General features: G+C 37.6%; 17 protein-coding genes. 9 read left to right on the forward strand and 8 right to left on the reverse strand.

Annotation, left to right across the window (positions count from 1 at the left end; genetic code table 11):
- Position 1 precedes the first annotated feature (1 nt).
- The 4 genes from JKA74_RS17225 to JKA74_RS17240 form a co-directional block, all read right to left on the reverse strand.
- Positions 2 to 448 (reverse strand): glutathione peroxidase, encoded by a 447-nt coding sequence (locus JKA74_RS17225; protein WP_236587879.1) that lies wholly within the window; start codon positions 446 to 448, stop codon positions 2 to 4.
- 147 nt (positions 449 to 595) lie between these two features.
- Positions 596 to 2,386 (reverse strand): arginine--tRNA ligase, encoded by a 1,791-nt coding sequence (gene argS, locus JKA74_RS17230; protein ID WP_201432474.1) that lies wholly within the window; start codon positions 2,384 to 2,386, stop codon positions 596 to 598.
- A gap of 228 nt (positions 2,387 to 2,614) precedes the next feature.
- Positions 2,615 to 3,559, reverse strand: a complete 945-nt coding sequence (gene ctlX / locus JKA74_RS17235) for a citrulline utilization hydrolase CtlX (RefSeq protein WP_201432475.1) — start codon at positions 3,557 to 3,559, stop codon at positions 2,615 to 2,617.
- A gap of 18 nt (positions 3,560 to 3,577) precedes the next feature.
- Positions 3,578 to 4,498 (reverse strand): dimethylarginine dimethylaminohydrolase family protein, encoded by a 921-nt coding sequence (locus JKA74_RS17240; protein WP_201432476.1) that lies wholly within the window; start codon positions 4,496 to 4,498, stop codon positions 3,578 to 3,580.
- A gap of 123 nt (positions 4,499 to 4,621) precedes the next feature.
- Here JKA74_RS17240 and JKA74_RS17245 point away from each other — a divergent pair, with 123 nt between their 5' ends.
- Positions 4,622 to 6,010, forward strand: coding sequence for a type III PLP-dependent enzyme domain-containing protein (locus JKA74_RS17245; protein ID WP_201432477.1), 1,389 nt, complete (start codon positions 4,622 to 4,624; stop codon positions 6,008 to 6,010).
- A 13-nt stretch (positions 6,011 to 6,023) separates the two neighbouring features.
- Here the strand turns inward: JKA74_RS17245 and JKA74_RS17250 are convergent, their stop codons facing one another.
- The 4 genes from JKA74_RS17250 to JKA74_RS20980 form a co-directional block, all read right to left on the reverse strand.
- A complete protein-coding gene (locus JKA74_RS17250; RefSeq protein ID WP_201432478.1) occupies positions 6,024 to 7,244 on the reverse strand; it encodes a GAF domain-containing sensor histidine kinase in 1,221 nt (406 codons plus the stop codon).
- Positions 7,245 to 7,319: 75 nt separating this feature from the next.
- Complete coding sequence (gene fabD / locus JKA74_RS17255) at positions 7,320 to 8,201, reverse strand: ACP S-malonyltransferase (RefSeq protein WP_201432479.1); 882 nt, start codon at positions 8,199 to 8,201, stop codon at positions 7,320 to 7,322.
- A 189-nt stretch (positions 8,202 to 8,390) separates the two neighbouring features.
- On the reverse strand, positions 8,391 to 8,786 hold the full coding sequence (locus JKA74_RS17260; protein WP_201432480.1) for a thiol-disulfide oxidoreductase DCC family protein: 396 nt from the start codon (positions 8,784 to 8,786) through the stop codon (positions 8,391 to 8,393).
- A 4-nt stretch (positions 8,787 to 8,790) separates the two neighbouring features.
- Complete coding sequence (locus JKA74_RS20980) at positions 8,791 to 11,580, reverse strand: T9SS type B sorting domain-containing protein (protein WP_201432481.1); 2,790 nt, start codon at positions 11,578 to 11,580, stop codon at positions 8,791 to 8,793.
- A 214-nt stretch (positions 11,581 to 11,794) separates the two neighbouring features.
- On the opposite strand from JKA74_RS20980, the gene JKA74_RS17270 reads away from it, so the two are divergent.
- The 8 genes from JKA74_RS17270 to alr all read left to right on the forward strand — a co-directional run bounded on the left by JKA74_RS17270 (position 11,795) and on the right by alr (position 20,960).
- Complete coding sequence (locus JKA74_RS17270) at positions 11,795 to 12,472, forward strand: succinate dehydrogenase cytochrome b subunit (RefSeq protein WP_201432482.1); 678 nt, start codon at positions 11,795 to 11,797, stop codon at positions 12,470 to 12,472.
- Between the two features lie 10 nt (positions 12,473 to 12,482).
- A complete protein-coding gene (locus JKA74_RS17275) occupies positions 12,483 to 14,417 on the forward strand; it encodes a fumarate reductase/succinate dehydrogenase flavoprotein subunit (protein WP_201432483.1) in 1,935 nt (644 codons plus the stop codon).
- A 39-nt stretch (positions 14,418 to 14,456) separates the two neighbouring features.
- Complete coding sequence (locus tag JKA74_RS17280; RefSeq protein ID WP_201432484.1) at positions 14,457 to 15,206, forward strand: succinate dehydrogenase/fumarate reductase iron-sulfur subunit; 750 nt, start codon at positions 14,457 to 14,459, stop codon at positions 15,204 to 15,206.
- Positions 15,207 to 15,383: 177 nt separating this feature from the next.
- Positions 15,384 to 16,991, forward strand: a complete 1,608-nt coding sequence (locus JKA74_RS17285; RefSeq protein ID WP_201432485.1) for a sodium:solute symporter family protein — start codon at positions 15,384 to 15,386, stop codon at positions 16,989 to 16,991.
- Between the two features lie 4 nt (positions 16,992 to 16,995).
- Complete coding sequence (locus tag JKA74_RS17290; protein ID WP_201432486.1) at positions 16,996 to 17,433, forward strand: GNAT family N-acetyltransferase; 438 nt, start codon at positions 16,996 to 16,998, stop codon at positions 17,431 to 17,433.
- A gap of 2 nt (positions 17,434 to 17,435) precedes the next feature.
- On the forward strand, positions 17,436 to 18,506 hold the full coding sequence (locus JKA74_RS17295; protein ID WP_201432487.1) for an alanine racemase: 1,071 nt from the start codon (positions 17,436 to 17,438) through the stop codon (positions 18,504 to 18,506).
- A gap of 122 nt (positions 18,507 to 18,628) precedes the next feature.
- Complete coding sequence (locus JKA74_RS17300; protein WP_201432488.1) at positions 18,629 to 19,777, forward strand: amidohydrolase; 1,149 nt, start codon at positions 18,629 to 18,631, stop codon at positions 19,775 to 19,777.
- Complete coding sequence (gene alr / locus JKA74_RS17305; RefSeq protein ID WP_201432489.1) at positions 19,770 to 20,960, forward strand: alanine racemase; 1,191 nt, start codon at positions 19,770 to 19,772, stop codon at positions 20,958 to 20,960. The genes JKA74_RS17300 and alr overlap by 8 nt, the downstream gene beginning before the upstream one ends.
- Positions 20,961 to 20,967: the final 7 nt, after the last annotated feature.

Genomic DNA, 20,967 nt, shown 5'->3' on the forward strand with positions numbered 1-20,967 from the left:
CTTATAATTTCTCAGCTATTTCACCCGGATTGACTGATGATGGATAGAAACTTACTTCTTTTCCATCATCAGAAATTAAATATTTGCAAAAATTCCAGTTAGGCTCTTTTCCCGTTTTCTCTTTTAACCAAACATACAGAGGATGCTGCTGCTCCCCTACCACATCCATTTTAGAAAAAAGGGGGAAATCCACTCCGTAATTTTTTTCACAAAATGAAGCTATTTGCTCATCAGTTCCCGGCTCCTGTCCTCCAAAATTATTGGCAGGAAAACCTAACACTTGTAATTGATCCCCAAAATTCTCATGTACCAATTGTAAGTCAGCATACTGAGGTGTGTATCCACATTCAGAGGCCGTATTTACAATTAAAATTTTCTTCCCTTTGTAATCAGAAAAATCAATCATCTCACCTGAAAGGGATTGTATTTGAAAATCGTATATGCTCATTTTTGTTGATTTAGATTGTGAAAATGATGTATGAATGATCAATACAAAAGCTTGAATCAATACTAAGGTTATTCTCATTCTTTTACTCCGTTATTAAGGTTTAAAAACGCATTACTTACTCAACTGTTTAATTTAACTGCCAGGAGGTTACATCTTCTCCGGTACTTCAATCCCCAATAATTCCATAGAGGATTTAATTACTCTGGCCACAATTTCAGAAAATGCAATTCTAAATGCCAAAGAAGTAGTGTCTGCCTCATTAAATATAGAAACTTCCGCATAAAATCTATTATACGCTTTAGCCAGTTCATACACATAATTAGCAATCACCGATGGTGCATAAGCCTGAGCTGCTTCCTCTACTTTTTGAGGGAAATCCTGCAGCAGACTCATCACATAGCGCTCCGAAGGTTCCAGGCCTTTTAGCTTGGAAGAAACTTCAGGATTTACACTTATTTGCTTTGCCTTTCTCAACAGGGCGCATATCCGCGCATGTACATACTGAATAAAAGGACCAGTATTCCCCTGGAAATCAATCGATTCTTCGGGGTTAAACAGCATTCTTTTAACCGGTTCCACTCGAAGCAAATAATATTTTAGAGCTCCCAAGCCCAAATCTTTGTATAACTTATTCGCATCTTCTTCTGAGAAACCAGCAATTTTACCTAATTCATCAGTTCTTTGCTTGGCGGTATCAAACATGTCCTGCATCAGATCATCAGCATCCACTACTGTGCCTTCCCGGGATTTCATTTTGCCAGAAGGTAAATCAACCATTCCATAAGCCAGGTGATAGCAGCTTTTAGCCCATGCATAGCCCAACTTTTCAAGTATCACAAACAGCACTTTAAAATGATATTCCTGTTCATTGCCCACAGTATATATTTGCTGTGAAATACCAGGAAAATCCCTGTAGCGCAGAATAGCAGTACCTATATCTTGTGTCATGTACACTGAAGTACCATCTTTTCTTAGTAAAAGCTTTTCATCCAATCCTTCCTCTTTCAGGTCAATCCAGACGGAGCCATCTTCTTTTTTGAATAAAATGCCCTGATCCAATCCTTTTAATACTTCTTCTTTGCCTAAAGTATAAGTTTCTGATTCGTAGTAAAGCTTATCAAAATCCACTCCCATGGTATTGTAGGTATCTTCAAAACCTTTATATACCCAGGCATTCATCTTTCTCCAAAGTGCTGTTACTTCAGGATCGTTTTGTTCCCATTTAAGCAGCATTTCCTGTGCCTCCAGCATAATAGGAGCTTCTTTTTCTGCTTCCTCTTTCGATTTCCCCTCTTCTACGAGCTGGGCTATTTGCTCTTTGTATTTCTGATCAAAAATAACATAGTATTTACCTACCAGCTTATCACCTTTCATGTCGGACGATTCTGGTGTTTCTCCTTCTCCAAATTTATCCCAGGCCACCATTGATTTGCAGATGTGGATTCCACGGTCGTTAATGATCTGTACCTTATATACTTTATTTCCCGCAGCTTTCAATATTTGCGCTACAGAATAACCTAGAAAATTATTACGTAAATGCCCCAGGTGCAAGGGTTTATTGGTATTGGGAGAGGAATATTCCACCATCACTTCCCTGCCCGTGGATGCATGTTTTCCAAAATCAGGTTTAGCATGAATTTCAGCTGCCAATTGAAGCCAAATAGCATCTGAAATACTTAAATTTAAAAATCCTTTTACCACGTTAAAATCGGCAACTATGGAAGTAGTGTCCTTCAAATATTGGCCAAGCTTCTCTGCCGTTTGTTCGGGGTTCAATTTCGAGAAGCGTCCCAAAGGAAAGCAAACCAGCGTATGACTTCCTTCAAATTCTTTCCTGGTTGGTTGAAAATTGAGCAGATCTTCTGTTATTTGTTGACCGAACAATTTTTCAAACGCAGACAGGCTGAACTTTTTGAGTTCCTTTTCTATATTAAGCATGGTATTATGTTATTTTTTCAAAGTTGTTTGTTAAAACCTATAGGTACCCTATGTTTTACGGGACAGGCTCATCCTTCATTCCTTTTCTAAGGAAGAAGAACTTGATCAAACGTTTAATTTGTTTTATATAAAATCTGATATTTTTTTTCACGAAAATCCCTGGGGTTGTTGAAATTCAACAAATCCCCTCTTATTCTCGTGCAATAAGCACTTATGTAAATGAAAAAATCAGGATGATTTAGGTAGAAAAACTTCCGCCATCATGCACCTTGCACTTCCCCCGCCCAAGGCTTCGATTGTGTCTAGAGAGCTACTAATAATTTCACAATGTTTCTCAATACTTTTCAATTGTTTATCCTTCAGAGATTGATGAGCCGCCCCGGACATGACCAAATATGATTTACCATCAATAGATTTCACTTGTAACATATTGCCGGCAAAGTGATGTTCTTGGTTCTCAGAAATTTCTATTACTTCTTTCCCCGTATTCTCCAGACTTTGTATCACAGCTTTTCTTTCAGCTTCATCATCAATGGCGTCAGCACAAAGTATAGCAAAATTATCTGCCACACACATCATTACATTAGTATGATAAATCGGCAGGCGTTGATTATCCACTGTTTGTTTGGCTACGAATTTCACTGCCTTATAATCAAACTTTTCGCAAAATTCCTGTAGCACTTTTTCATCCGTCCTTACAGAAATAGCTGCATAAACAATACCATTCGGCCTATCTAAAATCATACTTCCTGTACCTTCCAGAAACTTGTTTTCTGCTTCATAGGTAGTGAAATCAACAATTTCGGAGATTTTGAGTCCGTAGTTTTGTTGAAGTTTACGTAGGATATCTTTTCTTCTCTCTATCCTTCTGTTTTCTGCAAACATTGGGTACAAACCCACTCTTCCATCCTGATGAAAAGAGATCCAATTATTAGGAAATATAGAATCAGGTGTATCAGTGTCTTCAGAATCATCAATAACAATTACTCTAATTTTTTTAGCCCTTAATTTTTCTACAAACCTGTCAAATTCCTGTACAGCCTTATATTTTACTTCCTCAGGTTTTATCCCATCAATTACTCTTTGGTAATAGTTATTAATAGCCGTTTGTTCATTGAACCTGAAGTTAATAGGCCGAATCATCATTAAGGTATCAGTACTTTGTTTTTCCATTTTATTCAAGTCTTAAAATTAATTTTTATCCCTAATCAAAGGCAGGGTAGAACATCTCAACAGACCTTCCATTTTGGATATCTCGGCATACGGAACACGTTCCACAGTAAATCCTTTTTCTTCTAATATTTTTGTCAGTCTTTCAAACTTTTCCTCTACTACAACCACTTTGGGGCTGATGGAAAATACATTCGAAAACATATTATACATTTCATCACGGGTAATATGTATCAGATTTTCTTCCCCGAAATAGTTTTTAAGGTATTCATAATCTTCCAATCTTTTAAACCCTTCTTTATAGATAATCGCCTGGTTTTCCCCTATTGGCTGGAAACAACAATCTAAATGTAAGGCATTATCTTTGGCAATATCATCGGATTTATTGAGTTGAAAGCCCTTTACTTTTTTGTCAGGAAATTCCCTTCTCAAAAATTCCAATCCTTCCCTATTGGTTCTTGCCACTATATATTTATCAAAATCCTCTTTCTCAGAGTAGCCCACGAAAATATGATCTTTCCAGGGCATTACGTCCCCACCTTCAATTCTAACATCAACAGGCACATTGAGTATATTCTCTTCGGCTATTTGATCTATTACATATTGAATGCCTTGAATTTCTTCTTTTCTGTCTTTTAAAATACGTGGTTTTACAAATTTATTTCCAATTACAAAACCGATATCACGGGAAAAAATTTGGTTATAATCTTCAATAATTTCAGGTCTGTAAACCTTCACATTGTATTTCTCAAGAATTTTAGCAAAAGCCTCCATTTCAGCCTTCATAGCCTCCTCTTTAGGATAAGTGCCAGCAGCAATATGTTCTTTGGATTTCGGATCATACGCATCTTCCATCTTGGGCACATCCCCCACACCTACTGCTGTCCCCAAAATTACTGCCCTCAAAGGTGATGTTTCATCACCTACATAAACATCTATCATAAAAAGTATGAATTATTTAGTATGAACTTTATTCTATTTTTAATTGCTAATATTTTAGCTTTGCAAAGATTGTAAATTTATCTCAATATTGCACATTAGCCTAAAAAAGCAAATCTTAATTGAATGAAGAATTATATTGACTTGATTGAGCAAACCTTTGAATTCCCTCAGCCTGAATTTAAAGTTGAAAATAACGAACTACATTTCAATGATGTCCCATTAATGGATATTATTAAACAATATGGCACACCATTGAAACTGACTTATTTGCCTAAAATAAGTCAAAATATCAATAAAGCAAGAGGATATTTCGCCAATGCTTTCAAAAAACATAATTATAAAGGAAGTTATACTTACTGCTATTGCACGAAATCTTCTCATTTTTCTTTTGTAATGGAAGAAGCGCTAAAGGCAGGTGTGCACATGGAAACTTCTTCATCCTTCGATATTCCGATTGTAAGGAAGCTGGAAGAAAAAGGATTATTAACAAAACAACATTATGTGATTTGTAATGGTTTCAAAAGACCTTTATATAAAAAATATATTAATGAACTGATCAACGATGGTTTTGAGAATGTGATTCCTATTCTTGATAATCTTAATGAGTTGGAAGCTTATGAAGAAGGTGCAACAAAGCCTTATAAAGTGGGCATCCGTATAGCTTCTGATGAAGAGCCGAATTTTGAGTTCTACACCAGTCGTCTAGGGGTTCGCTACAATGATGCAGTTGATTTATACAAGGAAAAAATAGAGCCTAGTAAAAAAGCCACACTTAAAATGTTGCATTTTTTTATCAACACCGGTATTAAGGACACTGCCTACTACTGGAGTGAACTCAGCCGGTTTATGTACAAATACTGTGAACTGAAGAAATTATGCCCTGAATTGGATGCAGTGGATATTGGGGGTGGTTTTCCGATTAAAACTTCATTGGGCTTCGAATATGACTACCAATACATGGTAGATCAGATAGTTGAAAATATTCAGTGGATCTGTCAGAAGAACAATGTGGACGTACCAAACATTTTTACGGAATTTGGAAGTTATACCGTGGGAGAAAGCGGTGCTACTATTTATTCAATAATGGATCAGAAGCTGCAAAATGATAAAGAATTGTGGTATATGATTGATGGATCATTTATAACGCACCTGCCGGATGTGTGGGGAATGAACCAAAAATTCATTTTGATGGCTGTTAACAACTGGGAAGAACCTTTTCATAAAGTAAATGTAGGAGGTCTCACCTGCGACTCTATGGATTACTACAATTCCGAAGCTCATTCTTTTGAGGTTTTCCTTCCCAAAGTGGAGCCGACAACACCTCAATATATAGGTTTTTTTCATACAGGCGCCTATCAGGAATCGCTTGGTGGCTATGGAGGCATCCAACATTGTTTAATTCCAGCGCCAAAACATGTGCTGATTAGAAAGGATAAAAAAGGAAAAGTTTCTTCAGAACTATTTTCTGATGAACAGGGCAGTGAAAGTATGCTCAAATTACTAGGTTACTAAGTTAAACCTGGAGCTAAGCCAATGGGAGAGTGAAGGAAAAGGTACTGCCTGAATTTTCTTCACTCTCTATTTTCAAGGAGGAGTTATGTTTTTCTAAAAATTCATTAATTAATTTCAGACCTAAGCCAGAACCTTTTTCTTTTCTTGTTCCGGTAGTACTGATTTTCTTATCTCCCTTAATAATGCGGTTCCTGAGGGTATCCGGCATACCAATACCATTATCTTTTACAGCAATAAATAACACTTCATTATCCTTCTTAATTGCCGAAATGGTTATTTCGCCATTTTCAGTAAATTTAATAGCATTTCCTACCAAATTTCTCAAGATAAACCTTAGCATAGAGGGATCTGCCATCACCTTGCACTCTTTATCGATAGAAGCGCTCAAAGTGACATTCTTTTTTGTAGCCTGCGATTGTAAAAGCATAATCACTTCCTCGACACAATCATGCACAGAAAAAGGTTTTACATGAAATTCACCAACACTTTGCGACCATTCTAACAAATTCTCAATAAGGTTATGAATTCCCTGAATGCTCTGTTTAATCACCGGGAATAATTGAAACATTTCCTCTTGGGCAGATTTCTTAAAAGAATTAGAATCAAAATAGGATAACACACTGGAAATAGGCCCTCTCATATCATGTGAAATAATACTTGTCATTTCCGTATTCATTTTATTCAAAGATTCCAATTTCTCATTCTGCACAGCAATGGTTCTTATTTTACTTTCCAATTGCTTCTTTTTATCCCTCAGCTCTATCAACTTTGAAATTTGGTTGCCAAGAATTTCCAATGCTTTCCTTTGATATTCGTCCAATTTCCTTGGCACTGAATCAAGAACGCATAATGTACCAATATTATATCCCTTTTCTGAAACCAGAGAAATTCCTGCATAAAAATGGATACGGAATTCCGCTGTTACAAATGGATTATCATGAAATCTCTCGTCCTTACTGGCATCTTCCACTACAAATAGCTCATTTTGATTGATGGTATGCCCACAGAAAGAAATTTCTCTAGCGGTAGAGTCCAAATTAACCCCTTTTTTAGCTTTAAACCATTGCCGGGAAGAATCAATCAAAGTAACAAGTGAAATGGGTGCTTCACAAATGATAGAAGCTAACTCTACTACATCATCGAAATCTTTTTCAGATTCAGTATCCAGTATGCTATAGCTATATAATTCTGCTAAACGTTCTTTTTCATTATGCGGGATTTTAGGTGTTATCATGTTTTCTTGAATAACATGAGATCGATTACAAAACTTATTTGCAATCGATCTCAGGGAATTAACTCTCGCTCTAAATTACGTCAATTGATCTACTTCGGATTCCCTGTTAATCTTTTTCACCAGACCTTGTAGGACTTTACCCGGACCACTTTCAATGAAAATTTCAGCCCCATCAGCTACCATTTGTTGTACAGACTGGCTCCACCTTACAGGAGCTGTTAACTGTGCAATGAGGTTAGCTTTAATATTGGATATATCCACGGAGGATTCCGCATTAAAATTCTGGTAAATGGGGCATTTTGGAGTTGAAAAAGTTGTTTGTTCAATGGCTTTTGCCAATTCCTCCCTTGCAGGCTCCATTAGCGGTGAGTGGAAAGCCCCTCCTACAGACAAGGGCAGGGCACGCTTTGCTCCTGCTTCTTTCATTTTCTCACAGGCTATTTCAATTCCTTTGTTCGAACCGGAAATCACCAATTGTCCTGGGCAGTTATAGTTAGCAGGAACTACAATTTCCTCTGTAATGGAAGCGCAAATTTGCTCTACTTTTTCATCCTCCAGACCTATAATGGCTGCCATAGTAGAAGGGTTGATTTCACAGGCTTTCTGCATAGCCAGGGCTCGTTTATAAACCAGCTTTAAACCATCTTCAAAGGAAAGGGTTCCATTCGCTACTAAGGCCGAGAACTCGCCTAAAGAATGGCCTGCTACCATATCGGGTTTAAAATCAGGATTTACAATAGCATTAATAACTGAATGAAGAAACACAGCAGGTTGAGTAACCTTTGTTTCTTTCAGTTGCTCATCTGTACCTTCAAACATGATTTTGGTTATCTCAAAACCTAAAATCTTATTTGCCTGATCAAAAAGTTGATTCGCTTCGGGCTTAGTGTCATATAATTCTTTCCCCATTCCCGAAAATTGGGCTCCTTGTCCCGGAAAAATGTATGCTTTTTTCATTTGTATATTATTGTTTTTTAATTGTCACAAGAAATCTTTGATTAAAAATTCACCTTCGTTGGTGTTAATTCGAATCTGACTTTCAAGGTCAGTTTCATATTAATATTGATTTCTATAATCCATTTAGAAATAAATTAAGCGGCAAGTTATAAATTTTTAGAATACCCTTAAACCAAAGGGGGATAAGATTTATTCCAAAAACCTTTCCTTAATATCAGGTGTGGCCAGCCTACAGCTATCTTCCTTGCCAAACCATTTATATCGATTCCTGGCAATAATATCATAGAAAAAATCCCTGATAAATGGTGGGATAATGATGAAGGTATAAACCAATGGCCAGCCTCCTGCCAATTTCCGGGATATGCGCAAGGCTGCACTACTTTTTTGGTAAAGCTTGCCATTTTCAAAGAGAACAATACTATCTAATTGTTCCGCCTTTTCTTCTCCCAAATACTGTTTGGCTATTTCTGATTGTAAGGGAGCCAATTTAAAATATGCATTAGGATCCCTGTCTATGACAAAGTTAACCGCCCCATTACATAAATTACAAACTCCATCAAAAAATATAATACTTTTATCGGACACTGAACTATCTGATTATTTGTACCCAACCTTTATAAAATTTCTGTTTGTTCGAAGGCCTCAACATTTTAAATGTGACCAGGGCTTCATAGAAATAAGTGGCAGAGGGCAATTCCTCTCCATTGAAATTGGTACCATCCCAATTGATATACAGGCTATTTTCTCCTCCGCTGGTATAGCTGTAAACCTGTTTACCATATCTGTTGTAAACTTTAAACTCTATTTTCTCCAAAAATCTCGGACACTTATCGAATGGGATTGAATTTTCATAAGATGCTCCCTGATAAAATGGAGTAAATATGTCATTTCTTTCATCATCATTCGGAGTGAATACGTTGGGAAAAGCAATATTAGGACAATTTTCCTTGCAGAATATTTCTGAGAAAGGGCTTCTGTTTTCCGACTGATCTACTGCTCGTATCCTATAACACCCGGCAAATTCAGGCAGGTTCTCATGAGTAAAGCTTGTTTCAGTAGTTGTACCGATCAATTCAAATTCCCCTTCTAAAGTATTGGTATAGTATATTTCATAATAGCTAATACTGGCATCACAGCTATCCACTAAATTAGCTTCCCATAAAAGAGTGTTTTCAAATTGATTGAACTCGCATTCTTTGTCTGCCAAAAACGCCAGGCAATCATCCTCAGAATTCAGTTTAAAAGACACTTCAAATGGCGGACAAGGATCAATATTGTCATCCGGCATGCTACAGAGTATCTGAGAATTATTCAACAAAGGTTCAAATATATCATCATTTCCGTAACTGCCTGAAGTGGTTACAAAGTAGCAGTATTCTTTATTATTGGAGAGCTTTTTATTGTTAAAGGCCCCGCTATCAATGTATTGGTACCCATATTGAGTCACATCAACTGAATCTATTAATACCAACTCGGTTGAATCTGTATTTACTTTGTTCCTGTAAATATAATGATAAGGGGCTGCCTGATTGGTATTGGACCATGGCACATTAGCATCCCATTTTAATTGTATAGCTTCAAACAATGAAACTGAGCCTAAGCTTACAGTAGAAGCATTTGCAGAAATCTCAATCAAATTATCTTCATTAACTTCAGCATTAATAGGATATAATTCCAATCTATAATTGTAAGTTTCTTCTTCGGTATTCAATCCGGTATCTGTGTAAGTAGTATCGTTTTCAACCACAGCAATAGGATTAAAAATCCCGTTTGCACCTCTCAATAATTGATATTTATAGGGGGGTGGATAAATAGCGGTATCAATTTCAAAAGGATCTAACCAGCTCACTGTAATTTCCCCGTTATTCAAACTGGTAGATTCTATACTTACATTGGTTATAATAGGTCCTGTTGCTGCTATTTTCTGACAAACTTCTTCTGAAGCATAGCTTACCCCCCCTGTTGGCAATTCAAAAATCGCCACCAAACGATAACAATATTGGGCACCAAAATCCAATCCTCTACCCGCATTATCATCAAGAAATGAATTTTGAGCAACAGGCACAGCTCCTACAAGCTCGTACCCTCCGTTCTCAGGGATTCCGATTTCACAGTTTTCAGGATCAAAATCAAAGCTATCTACTCTCCTATATACTTGTATGACTTCAGCAAGCCCACAATCATAAGCATCCCATGAAATTTCAATTGATCGCTGAGGCTTACTTTCAGCAACAACATTCTTTGGTGATGGAGGTACCACGGTTACACTCCAGGTTTCGAAACTGGTGAGACGTATTCCCGGGCCATTGTCAGTAGCTTTAAACCTTATGAGATAAGGATCTTCCCTGATATGATCGCAAGTCGTTTGCCAGCTAAAATCAGAAGTGGTTGGACTTTCACTAAATACTGCGGGGTCAGGGCTTAAAGTTGCCGCAGGGCTTAAAGTGAATGGTCCACCAAAAGCCTCTATTTTCACTAAAGATTCCTCATTTGGATCAGTAGCAATAATCTGGGCCTCAAGAAGTGCTCCTGCTTCGATACAAGTATCTAAAGGAATTTCAAGCTCCGGTGGGTCATTATCTGTTTCTCCTATAATAATTTGCATATCGCGGGTAACACTTCCCAGGAATCTCCATTCTCCTGATATTTTACGCCATTCTTCCGCTATAAAGGCTATGTTAAACTCCCCTTGCATGCCGGGTGCATCCCATATTACATCCCCTAATATTTCATCTAATGTATAAGTAGCCGGTCCGGTTTGTTGACTATTCTGCCCTCCTCCCGCTACATCAGGAAACCGATAATTAGGAACATTCACACCAGATCTGCTTTGAGGAATAGTCATTTTAAAAGAAATGCTATCGCCATTAATATCAAAGGCTCCCGGATTATGAAAAAACAAAACTCCTACAGCTCCTTTGTCAATTGGCGGAATTAAAAATACAGGAGAATCATTACAACCAAAAAAAGGATCTAAACGAATAGTGGTTTCTACAAAAAATGGCACTGTGACAGAATTGTTCATATTTACGATATTGGCATTTCTATAATCCTCATTATAAGAAACTGTAAAACTACCATTACCCGAATAGGTATGTTGCAGTTTGAATTGCACCATTTCTATTTCATCATCAATTAATTCCTTCTTGAAAAATCCTTCCGGATTGAGAGATACCGTTTCCCCATCACCAAAATCAAAAATGCCATTTCCAAAGAGAATTTCTGAACCTGTATCACGATAAGCTGTAAGGGTGAACTCATAGGTAAAGCCATTGCAACCCAACCTTTTTGCTGTAATCTCTCCTGCACGAATATGAGTGGCATGGGCTGTGGTGCTCACACTCAATATAATAACGATGGCTAAGAGTAGATTTTTCACTTGTTTTTCAGCTGTGACAATTAAAACGTTAAGATATAAAATATTGTTCTTAAAACATCTAAAACAATCGGATTCTAATTGGTGTTGAACGGAATATACAAAAATAAATTATACTATTTAGAACGTTTTAAAATAAAAAACACAATTGTTTTATAAGAGTTCCAAATGTAACTTTGAAGCATTCAATTTAAACCCTATTAATTTAAATAAAAATATGAGTTGGCTTGCAGATACTTTAACAAGTTCGATCGGCAGAAAATTAATCATGTCTCTGACCGGTCTTTTTTTAATAGTTTTCTTAGTAGTTCATTTATCAGGTAACTTTCAATTGTTGGCAAATGATGGAGGTGAATCCTTTAATGCTTATACAAAATTTATGACTACTAACCCCCTTATTGCTACCATATCATATGGTTTGTATTTTTTCATTTTGTTACACATTATTATGTCTATTGTACTTTACAGAAGGAACAGGTCAGCCAGGCCTATTACTTACAAAAAATACGATGGAAGTGCCAATAGTAGCTGGGCATCAAGAAATATGGGCATATTGGGTACTGTGATCTTGATTTTTCTAGTGATTCACTTAAGGAATTTTTGGTACGAAATGAAGTTTGGCAGCTTACCATTGGATGAGTTTGGTAACAAAGACCTATACCTTATTGTTAGTCAGGCATTTTCTGATGTATGGTATGTTGCACTCTATGTGGTTTGCATGATAGGTTTGGCATTTCACTTATCGCATGGCTTTGCAAGCGCATTTGCCTCATTAGGAGTATCTCATAATAAATATACTCCTTTCATAAAAAAGTTTGGAATTGCCTTTGCCATCATCATTCCTTTAGGATTTGCAGCAATACCAGTTATAATGTTTATAAATAGTTTAGGATAATTACTGTACTATGAATTTAGAATCAAAAATACCCGAAGGTTCATTAGCTGAAAAATGGACAAATCATAAATTTAATGTAAAGCTGGTAAACCCGGCCAATAAGAGAAAGTACGATATTATTGTAGTAGGTACAGGTCTTGCCGGGGCTTCAGCTTCAGCTTCCCTTGCAGAACTTGGCTATAATGTGAAAGCTTTTTGCTTTCAGGACAGCCCAAGGCGTGCTCACTCCATAGCTGCACAAGGGGGAATTAATGCTGCAAAAAACTATCAAAATGATGGTGATAGTATTTTCCGTTTATTTTATGACACCATTAAAGGTGGCGATTACCGTTCCAGGGAAGCCAACGTTTACAGATTGGCTGAAGTAAGTGTCAATATCATTGACCAATGCGTAGCCCAGGGCGTTCCTTTTGCAAGGGAATATGGAGGGCTTTTATCCAACAGATCTTTTGGAGGTGCGCAGGTGTCACGGACATTTTATGCTAAAGGACAAACAGGCCAACAATTATTGCTCGGTGCCTACAGCGCATTAAGCAGACAAATAGCCAACGGAAAAGTAGAGATGTTTCCGAGACATGAAATGCTTGAATTGGTAAAAATTGAAGGTAAAGCAAAAGGAATTGTTACAAGAAATTTGGTAACAGGAAAAATAGAATCTCATAGTGCCCATGCAGTAGTATTAGCCACTGGGGGATACGGCAACGTATTCTTCCTTTCTACCAACGCCATGGGCTCAAATGTAACAGCAGCCTGGAGAGCACACAAGCAAGGCGCATTGTTTTCCAATCCTTGTTATACTCAAATTCACCCAACTTGTATTCCTGTAAGTGGTGACCATCAATCCAAGCTGACGTTGATGTCAGAATCCTTACGAAATGATGGCCGTGTTTGGGTTCCTGCTACGAAAGAGTTGGCTGAAAAAATCCGTAAAGGAGAAAAGCATCCAAATGATTTAACCATAGACGAAAGAGATTATTACCTTGAAAGAAAATATCCTGCTTTTGGTAATCTTGTTCCACGTGATGTAGCATCAAGAAATGCAAAATATGTATGTGATGAAGGCCGTGGAGTAAATGAAACAGGTAAAGCTGTCTACCTTGATTTCAGGGATGCTATTGAAAGGGATGGAAAAGACGTTATTGAAGGGAAATACGGTAACTTATTTGATATGTACATGCAGATTACCGGGGAAAATCCTTATAATCAACCTATGAAAATCTACCCTGCGGTCCATTATACAATGGGTGGCCTTTGGGCAGACTACAACCTTATGACTAATGTGCAAGGTCTTTATGCAACTGGAGAAGCCAATTTTTCCGACCATGGAGCCAACAGACTGGGAGCAAGCGCTTTAATGCAAGGTTTAGCGGATGGTTATTTCGTATTACCATACACTATTGGTGACTTTTTAGCCGGTGAGAAATATGAAAAAATATCTACCGAACATGAAGAGTTCAAAAAAGCAGAGAAAGCAGTAAAAGATCAGATAGACAGGTTCTTAAGTATAAAAGGAACTAAATCTGTAGATCACTTCCATAAGGAGCTAGGAAAAATCATGTGGGACTACTGTGGTATGTCCAGAAATGCTGAGGGCTTAAAGAAAGCCAAAGTAATGGTACGTGAATTAAGGGAAGAATTTTGGAAAGATGTAAAAGTGCTGGGCACAAATGATGAATTCAACAATTCATTGGAGAAAGCCGGTAGAGTAGCGGATTTCTTCGAATTAGGTGAACTGATGATTGATGACGCTTTGCACAGAGAGGAGTCTTGTGGCGGTCACTTCAGGGAAGAATATCAAACTGAAGAAGGTGAAGCCAAGCGTAATGACGATGATTTTGCCTATGTAGCTTCATGGGAATTCACAGGAGTAGGCAATCCTGCGAAGCTTCATAAAGAAGATTTAATTTTTGAAAATGTTAAACTGACACAAAGAAGCTACAAATAATCTAAACTTATTATTAGCGGATTTTAAAAAATAACTGTTATGAAATTTAATTTAAAAATCTGGAGACAGAAAAACAATAAAGACAAAGGCGGTTTTAAAGATTATGTACTTGATGGTGTATCTAAAGACATGTCCTTCCTGGAAATGATCGATATCCTGAATGAACAACTTACCGAGAAAAATGAGGATCCGGTTCATTTTGATCATGATTGCAGAGAAGGGATTTGCGGATCATGCAGTATGTATATCAATGGAAGACCGCATGGGCCTTTAAGGGAAGTGGCTACTTGCCAGTTACACATGAGAAGCTTTTCAGATGGTGAAACCATTGTAATTGAACCATTCAGATCTAAAGGATTCCCGGTAATAAAAGACCTGGCAGTAGACAGAGGTGCATTTGACCGCATTATTCAGGCAGGTGGTTACATCAGTGTCAATACCGGTGGTACACCAGATGCCAACGAAATCCCAATTTCCAAAACTGTAGCAGATGAAGCTTTCAATTCTGCTACCTGCATTGCTTGTGGTGCTTGTGTAGCTGCTTGTAAGAATAGTTCAGCCATGCTTTTTGTAGGGGCTAAAATATCTCAACTAGCTTTGTTGCCTCAGGGAAAAGTAGAGCGCAAAGAAAGAGCCCAGAAAATGGTGGCTCAAATGGATGCAGAAGGTTTTGGAGCTTGCACCAATACTGGAGCTTGTTCCATTGAATGCCCGAAGGGGATTACTTTCTCTAATATTGCCAGAATGAACAGGGAATATTTGAGTGCAGAAGTCACCAGTGAAAAATAGAAAATCAACTTAAGAAATGAAAAGGGCACTTCGCCCTTTTTTTTTGCTCTATATATTTTTCTTAACTTCATATTTTAAAAGAAACCAATAAATTGGTTGGAAAGCCTGTTTTCCTGTAAAAATCGCCAGGGCAATTTTTAATTTAATTCCGATCAAAACTGACCCTAACATAGTAATATGCATATAATAGACATACTCATTTTCATCGTTTACATAGTGGGAATGCTTGGTGTAGGTTATTATTTCTTCCGTAGTAACACCGGGTTAGATGATTATTATGTAGGAGGTAGAAATATGTCCAGCTGGCATATAGGACTTAGTGTGGTTGCAACAGATGTTGGAGGTGGTTTTTCAATTGGCCTTGGCGGACTTGGTTTCACTATTGGACTTTCCGGCTCCTGGATGCTATTTACTGGTCTTATTGGTGCCTGGCTGGCAGCAGTCTTTCTCATTCCTGTAGTGAGGGGAAATAAAGCTTTTGCCAAATTTCACACCATGCCACAAATTTTCGAATACTTTTTTGATAAAAAAGTAGCGTTGTTGGCTGCTCTTATATCAGCTATAGGCTATGCAGGATTTACCAGCTCTCAGTTGCTTGCAGGAGCCAAATTAGCCTCAGGCACTTTTCCTGAAGTAAGTCTAACCTCGGCCCTTGTGGTAATGGGGGCTATTGCTGTGATATATACAGTAATCGGAGGTATTAAAGCCGTGATTTATACTGATACGATTCAGTGGATCATTCTTCTTTCCGGGTTGGTTTTCATTGGCATTCCTCTTTCCTATCAGGCAGTTGGGGGCATGAAAGCTATCAGGGAAACACTTGATCCCAGCATGTTAAGCCTTACCAATATTTCCTGGCAGGATATTGTTTATTGGGTAGCTACCATCATCCCCATATGGTTTGTGGGCATGACTTTGTACCAAAGAATATACGCCAGTAAAGATGTGAAAACCGCCAAAAAGGCCTGGTTTATTGCCGGGTTATTTGAATGGCCTGTAATGGCTTTTATGGGAGTAGCTTTGGGACTCATGGCCAGAGTTGCTGCTGAACAAGGAATGTTTGCTCATTTAGGTACAATGGGGATAGTAGATGCAGATCCGGAACAAGGATTACCCATGATGTTGGCAACTGTTTTGCCTGTTGGTTTGTTAGGATTAATGATGTCTGCTTATTTTTCTGCAATATTGTCAACAGCTGATAGTTGCCTCATGGCATCTTCCGGAAATATAGTTACGGATTTTATTCAAAAATTCTCCAATAGGTTTTCAACTGACAAATCATTTCTGCGTTTATCCCAATTAGTCACCTTTGGTGTTGGGATATTGGCCCTTCTATTGGCCAGCGTAATGGAAAACGTGCTGGATTTGATGCTTTATAGCTATGCCTTTATGGTCTCTGGTTTATTTATACCCATCATAGGAGGTCTTTTCTGGAAGAAAAGCAGCACAACCGCAGCTTTTTATTCTATGCTATCAGGAGGGTTCACCACTGCATTTTTGCAAGCAAACAAAGTAACTTTGAGCCTTGCGTCAACTCGTGAACAATTAATGGAAAGAATGGTAGATTTCAGTCACCTGATGGGATTTAATTCCAATGCCTTTGAGGCAATGACTCCCGGACAAATTGCTGAAACAGTTAACAAGATTCAAATAATAAGTATACCATTTACCAATTCGTTCTTTAAACTACCATTGAACCTTGATCCCAATGTATTTGGGATTACAGTATCAGCCATTATTTTCATTTCTTTCTCATATTTATTTCCCAATACTAAAAAAAAGTAACAACATGGAATATCAAACATTAACATCAATAGACACAGCAACCACTCTTCAAAAGAATGAGATAGCGGATTTCCTGTATACCCATCTGGATCAATACGGGGATAAAAAAGAAGACATTATGAAATGCCTTGATTATGCGCTAAGTTCTTTTGGGCATCAGGGTGGCTTTGTTGTGATGGCCAGGGAAAACAATGAAATCAAAGGGGCAGTAGTAGTAAACCAAACAGGGATGTCAGGTTACATACCTGATAACATATTGGTTTATATAGCTGTACACAGTGACCAGCGAGGCAAGGGAGTGGGCAAAGAGCTGATGAAAAAAGCCATTAGCATGGCCAAAGGGGATATCGCATTACATGTGGAGCCGGACAACCCCGCAAAATTTCTTTATGAAAAATTAGGTTTCACCAATAAATACCTTGAAATGAGGTTAAAAAAATAATTATGGCATTCTTAAAATTATATAGAGATAAGCTCAAACATAACTTCGACTTTCTTCATGAATTATTTACCAAAAACAATCTTGATTGGGGAGCTGTAACCAAACTATTTTGTGGTAATGAATTATACCTTAGGGAAGTAATTAACCTTGGATTCAGGGAAATACATGACTCGAGGATCAGTAACTTGCAAAAAGTAAAAGCCATCGATTCTACTGTAAAAACATGCTACATCAAACCCCCCGCCAAACGAAGTATCAAAGATGTGGTAATGTATGCGGATATGAGTATGAATACTGAATATTATACATTAAAATTACTCTCGGAAGAAGCTGTAAGACAAGAAAAAATCCATAAAGCCATCATTATGGTTGAAACCGGAGATTTACGTGAGGGAGTAATGGGCGATCATTTAATTGACTTTTATGCCAAGGTTTTTGAGTTGCCCAACATTGAAATTGTCGGAATAGGCACTAACCTTAATTGTTTACATGGAGTAATGCCTTCGCAGGATAAACTGATTCAATTAAGCCTTTATAAACAAATTATTGAGTTGAAGTTCAACAGGAAAATACCACTAGTTTCCGGAGGCACATCGGTTACTATTCCTCTGATCATGAATAAGCAAATACCACAGGGAGTGAACCACTTCAGGATTGGTGAAACACTTTATTTTGGAGCAAACTTATTTGAAGAAACCACTATTGAAGGAATGCATGATGATTGCCTTGAACTTTTTACTGAAATCATTGAAATTACTCAAAAACCTAAAGTACCAATGGGAGAAATGGCCGCCAATCCGCAGGGAATGATGACCGAAATAGACGAATCCTTATATGGCCAGACTAGCTTTAGAGCAATTTTAGATATAGGTGTCCTGGATATAGATCCTAAATACTTAATTTTAGATGATTATGATTTTGAAGTAGTAGGCTCCAGTTCCGATATGATAGTGATCGACCTGGGAGATAACACTGCCAATCGTAAAGTAGGGGATTTAATTAATTTCAAACTGAAATATATGGGTGCATTGGGAATTCTCAACTCTAATTATATTGAAAAAACTGTGGAATAAGCTCAAAAACCAACCTTAGAATTCTCTTAATTATTTAAGAACATTTCTTATTTGTTAAATTGGAAAAGAAATACAAGATATAGTATTCGTAAATGCTTATCATCTGTAAACAATTTTTATTTATGCCATTTTCACCTGATTTAGATGAACTCAAAACTTTAAGACAAGAGTTACACCAAAATGCAGAATTATCCAACCATGAAAAGAAAACTGCTGAAATTATTAAACATTATTTATCAAAATATGATCCTGACGAAATAATTGAAAATATTGGCGGCTATGGCTTGGTTGCAATATTTAAAGGTAAAAAGAAAGGAAAGAATATAGGAATCAGGGCTGATATGGATGCTTTGCCTATTGCTGAACATCTTGAATTGACTTATAGCTCTACAACCGAAAATGTCGCCCATAAATGTGGTCATGATGGCCATATGACGATGGTATCGGGACTTGCTGCTTATCTTCATGCCAATAAGCAGGAATTCGGTGATGTGCATTTACTTTATCAGCCGGCTGAGGAAACAGGAGAAGGTGCCGAAAGGATAAGTAAAGGTTTAACCGAGAAAAATATTCAACTTGATTATTTATTCGGGTTACATAATCTGCCGGGATTTGCCAAAGGGGAAATAGTTTCTAAAAAAGGGACTTTTGCCGCAGCATCCAAAGGGATGGTCATCAAACTCACAGGAGATACAAGCCATGCTGCAGAACCCGAGAATGGAAGAAGCCCGGTCCTGGCCATTTCCAGAATAATAGCAGAAATGACAGATGCCCACAAAAATCATTCATTTTCTGCACTTACCCTGGCTACGGTAATCCACGTGCAAATGGGAGAAATTGCCTTTGGCACTACCCCGGGATATGGAGAGGTAAGAATTACCTTACGAGCCATGGAGGACAATGACATGAACCAACTCACTCATATAGCAGAAAATTTAGTGAAAGAATCGGCTGAAGAATATGGATTAGACCATGATATCAGTTATATAGAAAGTTTCCCGGCCACGGAAAATAGTGAAGCCTTATTTGAAACAATAAAAGAAGTAGCACTATCAAAAGATATGACCTTTAATGAAATAGAAAAACCCTTTAAATGGAGTGAGGATTTTGGACATTTCAAAAAAATAACGCAGACAGGTTTTTTCGGATTAGGTGCAGGTGAGAGTACTCCCGGGTTGCATAATAAGGAGTATGATTTTCCGGATGACATTACTGAAAATGGCCTTCAAATGTATATTGGTTTAATAGAACATCTTGCTAAAAATGTATAACACCAAAGATCCTTTTAATACTTCACAAATACAGATCAGCAAACCTGCTGTTAAGCAGAATGTTAAATTTGTAAAGAAGCTAATTGGCAAGAACGTTAAACTGTCAGCAGTGGTAAAAGGAAATGCCTATGGGCATGGAATAGAGCAAATGGTTGAGATTTTCGAGTCTTTCAAGCTCACTCACCTTTCCGTTTTTTCGGCTCATGAAGCTTTTCGGGTATGCCAGGTAAAGCATCCAAACACACAAGTTATGATTATGGGATGGCTGAATGATGATCAGATATCCTGGGCAATAGAGAATGATGTTGAATTTTATGTGTTTGACATCGACAGACTTTCAGAAGCAATAAAACGTGCTAAGGAGATTGGCAAAAAAGCCAAAATCCATTTAGAGGTGGAAACAGGAATGAACCGCACAGGCCTGGAAGAAAAATATTTCCCGGATGCGATCAAAATGATGTCTGAGAATCTGGAACATCTCATATTTGAAGGCATGTGCACTCATTATGCAGGTGCAGAAAGCATATCCAATTACCTAAGAATCAAAGACCAAATAGAATTGTTTGGCAGGTATTTGGAAGAATTTAAAAAACATGACCTTGTGCCTAACATAAAACATACAGCTTGTTCTGCAGCCGTAGTTTCTTACCCGGAAACTCAAATGGACATGGTGCGAGTAGGGATTTTATTGTATGGCTTTTGGCCCAGCAGAGAGACTTTCATCCATTATCTTAGAAGTAATGGTTTTAATGAAAAAGGAAAAGAGAAATCAAGTGATCCTTTGAAGAGAGTAATCAGTTGGAAAAGTAAAATAATGTCACTCAAAGATTTGCCGATGGGTGAATTTGTTGGTTACGGCACAAGCTATCAGGCTCCTAAAAAAATGAAAATAGCCACAGTACCCGTGGGCTATGCTTATGGCTTTTCCAGATCTTTGAGTAACCAGGGCAGGGTAATAGTGAATGGGAAGCGCGTTGCGGTAATTGGTACCGTAAATATGAACCTTATGATCATTAATGTGAGTGAATGTAAAGAGGTGAAAAAAGGAGATGTAGTGACCATTATAGGTGCTCAGGGCAAAGTAAAAGTAACTGTAGCTAGCTTTGGTGAAATGAGTAATTTATTGAATTATGAGCTATTGAGCCGATTACCAATGGATATACCGAGGGAAGTAGTAGATTAATCTTCAA

This window comes from Marivirga aurantiaca (genome assembly GCF_016679925.1).
Classification (GTDB): Bacteria; Bacteroidota; Bacteroidia; order Cytophagales; family Cyclobacteriaceae; genus Marivirga; species Marivirga aurantiaca.

Coding starts and splice junctions, on each gene's coding strand:
- JKA74_RS17225 (WP_236587879.1), bottom strand. CDS start 448: ATGAGCATATACGATTTTCAAATACAATCCCTTTCAGGTGAGATGATT.
- JKA74_RS17290 (WP_201432486.1), top strand. CDS start 16,996: ATGGAATATCAAACATTAACATCAATAGACACAGCAACCACTCTTCAA.
- fabD (WP_201432479.1), bottom strand. CDS start 8,201: ATGAAAAAAGCATACATTTTTCCGGGACAAGGAGCCCAATTTTCGGGA.
- JKA74_RS17240 (WP_201432476.1), bottom strand. CDS start 4,498: ATGATAGATGTTTATGTAGGTGATGAAACATCACCTTTGAGGGCAGTA.
- JKA74_RS17250 (WP_201432478.1), bottom strand. CDS start 7,244: ATGATAACACCTAAAATCCCGCATAATGAAAAAGAACGTTTAGCAGAA.
- alr (WP_201432489.1), top strand. CDS start 19,770: ATGTATAACACCAAAGATCCTTTTAATACTTCACAAATACAGATCAGC.
- ctlX (WP_201432475.1), bottom strand. CDS start 3,559: ATGGAAAAACAAAGTACTGATACCTTAATGATGATTCGGCCTATTAAC.
- argS (WP_201432474.1), bottom strand. CDS start 2,386: ATGCTTAATATAGAAAAGGAACTCAAAAAGTTCAGCCTGTCTGCGTTT.
- JKA74_RS17300 (WP_201432488.1), top strand. CDS start 18,629: ATGCCATTTTCACCTGATTTAGATGAACTCAAAACTTTAAGACAAGAG.
- JKA74_RS17245 (WP_201432477.1), top strand. CDS start 4,622: ATGAAGAATTATATTGACTTGATTGAGCAAACCTTTGAATTCCCTCAG.
- JKA74_RS17295 (WP_201432487.1), top strand. CDS start 17,436: ATGGCATTCTTAAAATTATATAGAGATAAGCTCAAACATAACTTCGAC.
- JKA74_RS17275 (WP_201432483.1), top strand. CDS start 12,483: ATGAATTTAGAATCAAAAATACCCGAAGGTTCATTAGCTGAAAAATGG.
- JKA74_RS17280 (WP_201432484.1), top strand. CDS start 14,457: ATGAAATTTAATTTAAAAATCTGGAGACAGAAAAACAATAAAGACAAA.
- JKA74_RS17270 (WP_201432482.1), top strand. CDS start 11,795: ATGAGTTGGCTTGCAGATACTTTAACAAGTTCGATCGGCAGAAAATTA.
- JKA74_RS17285 (WP_201432485.1), top strand. CDS start 15,384: ATGCATATAATAGACATACTCATTTTCATCGTTTACATAGTGGGAATG.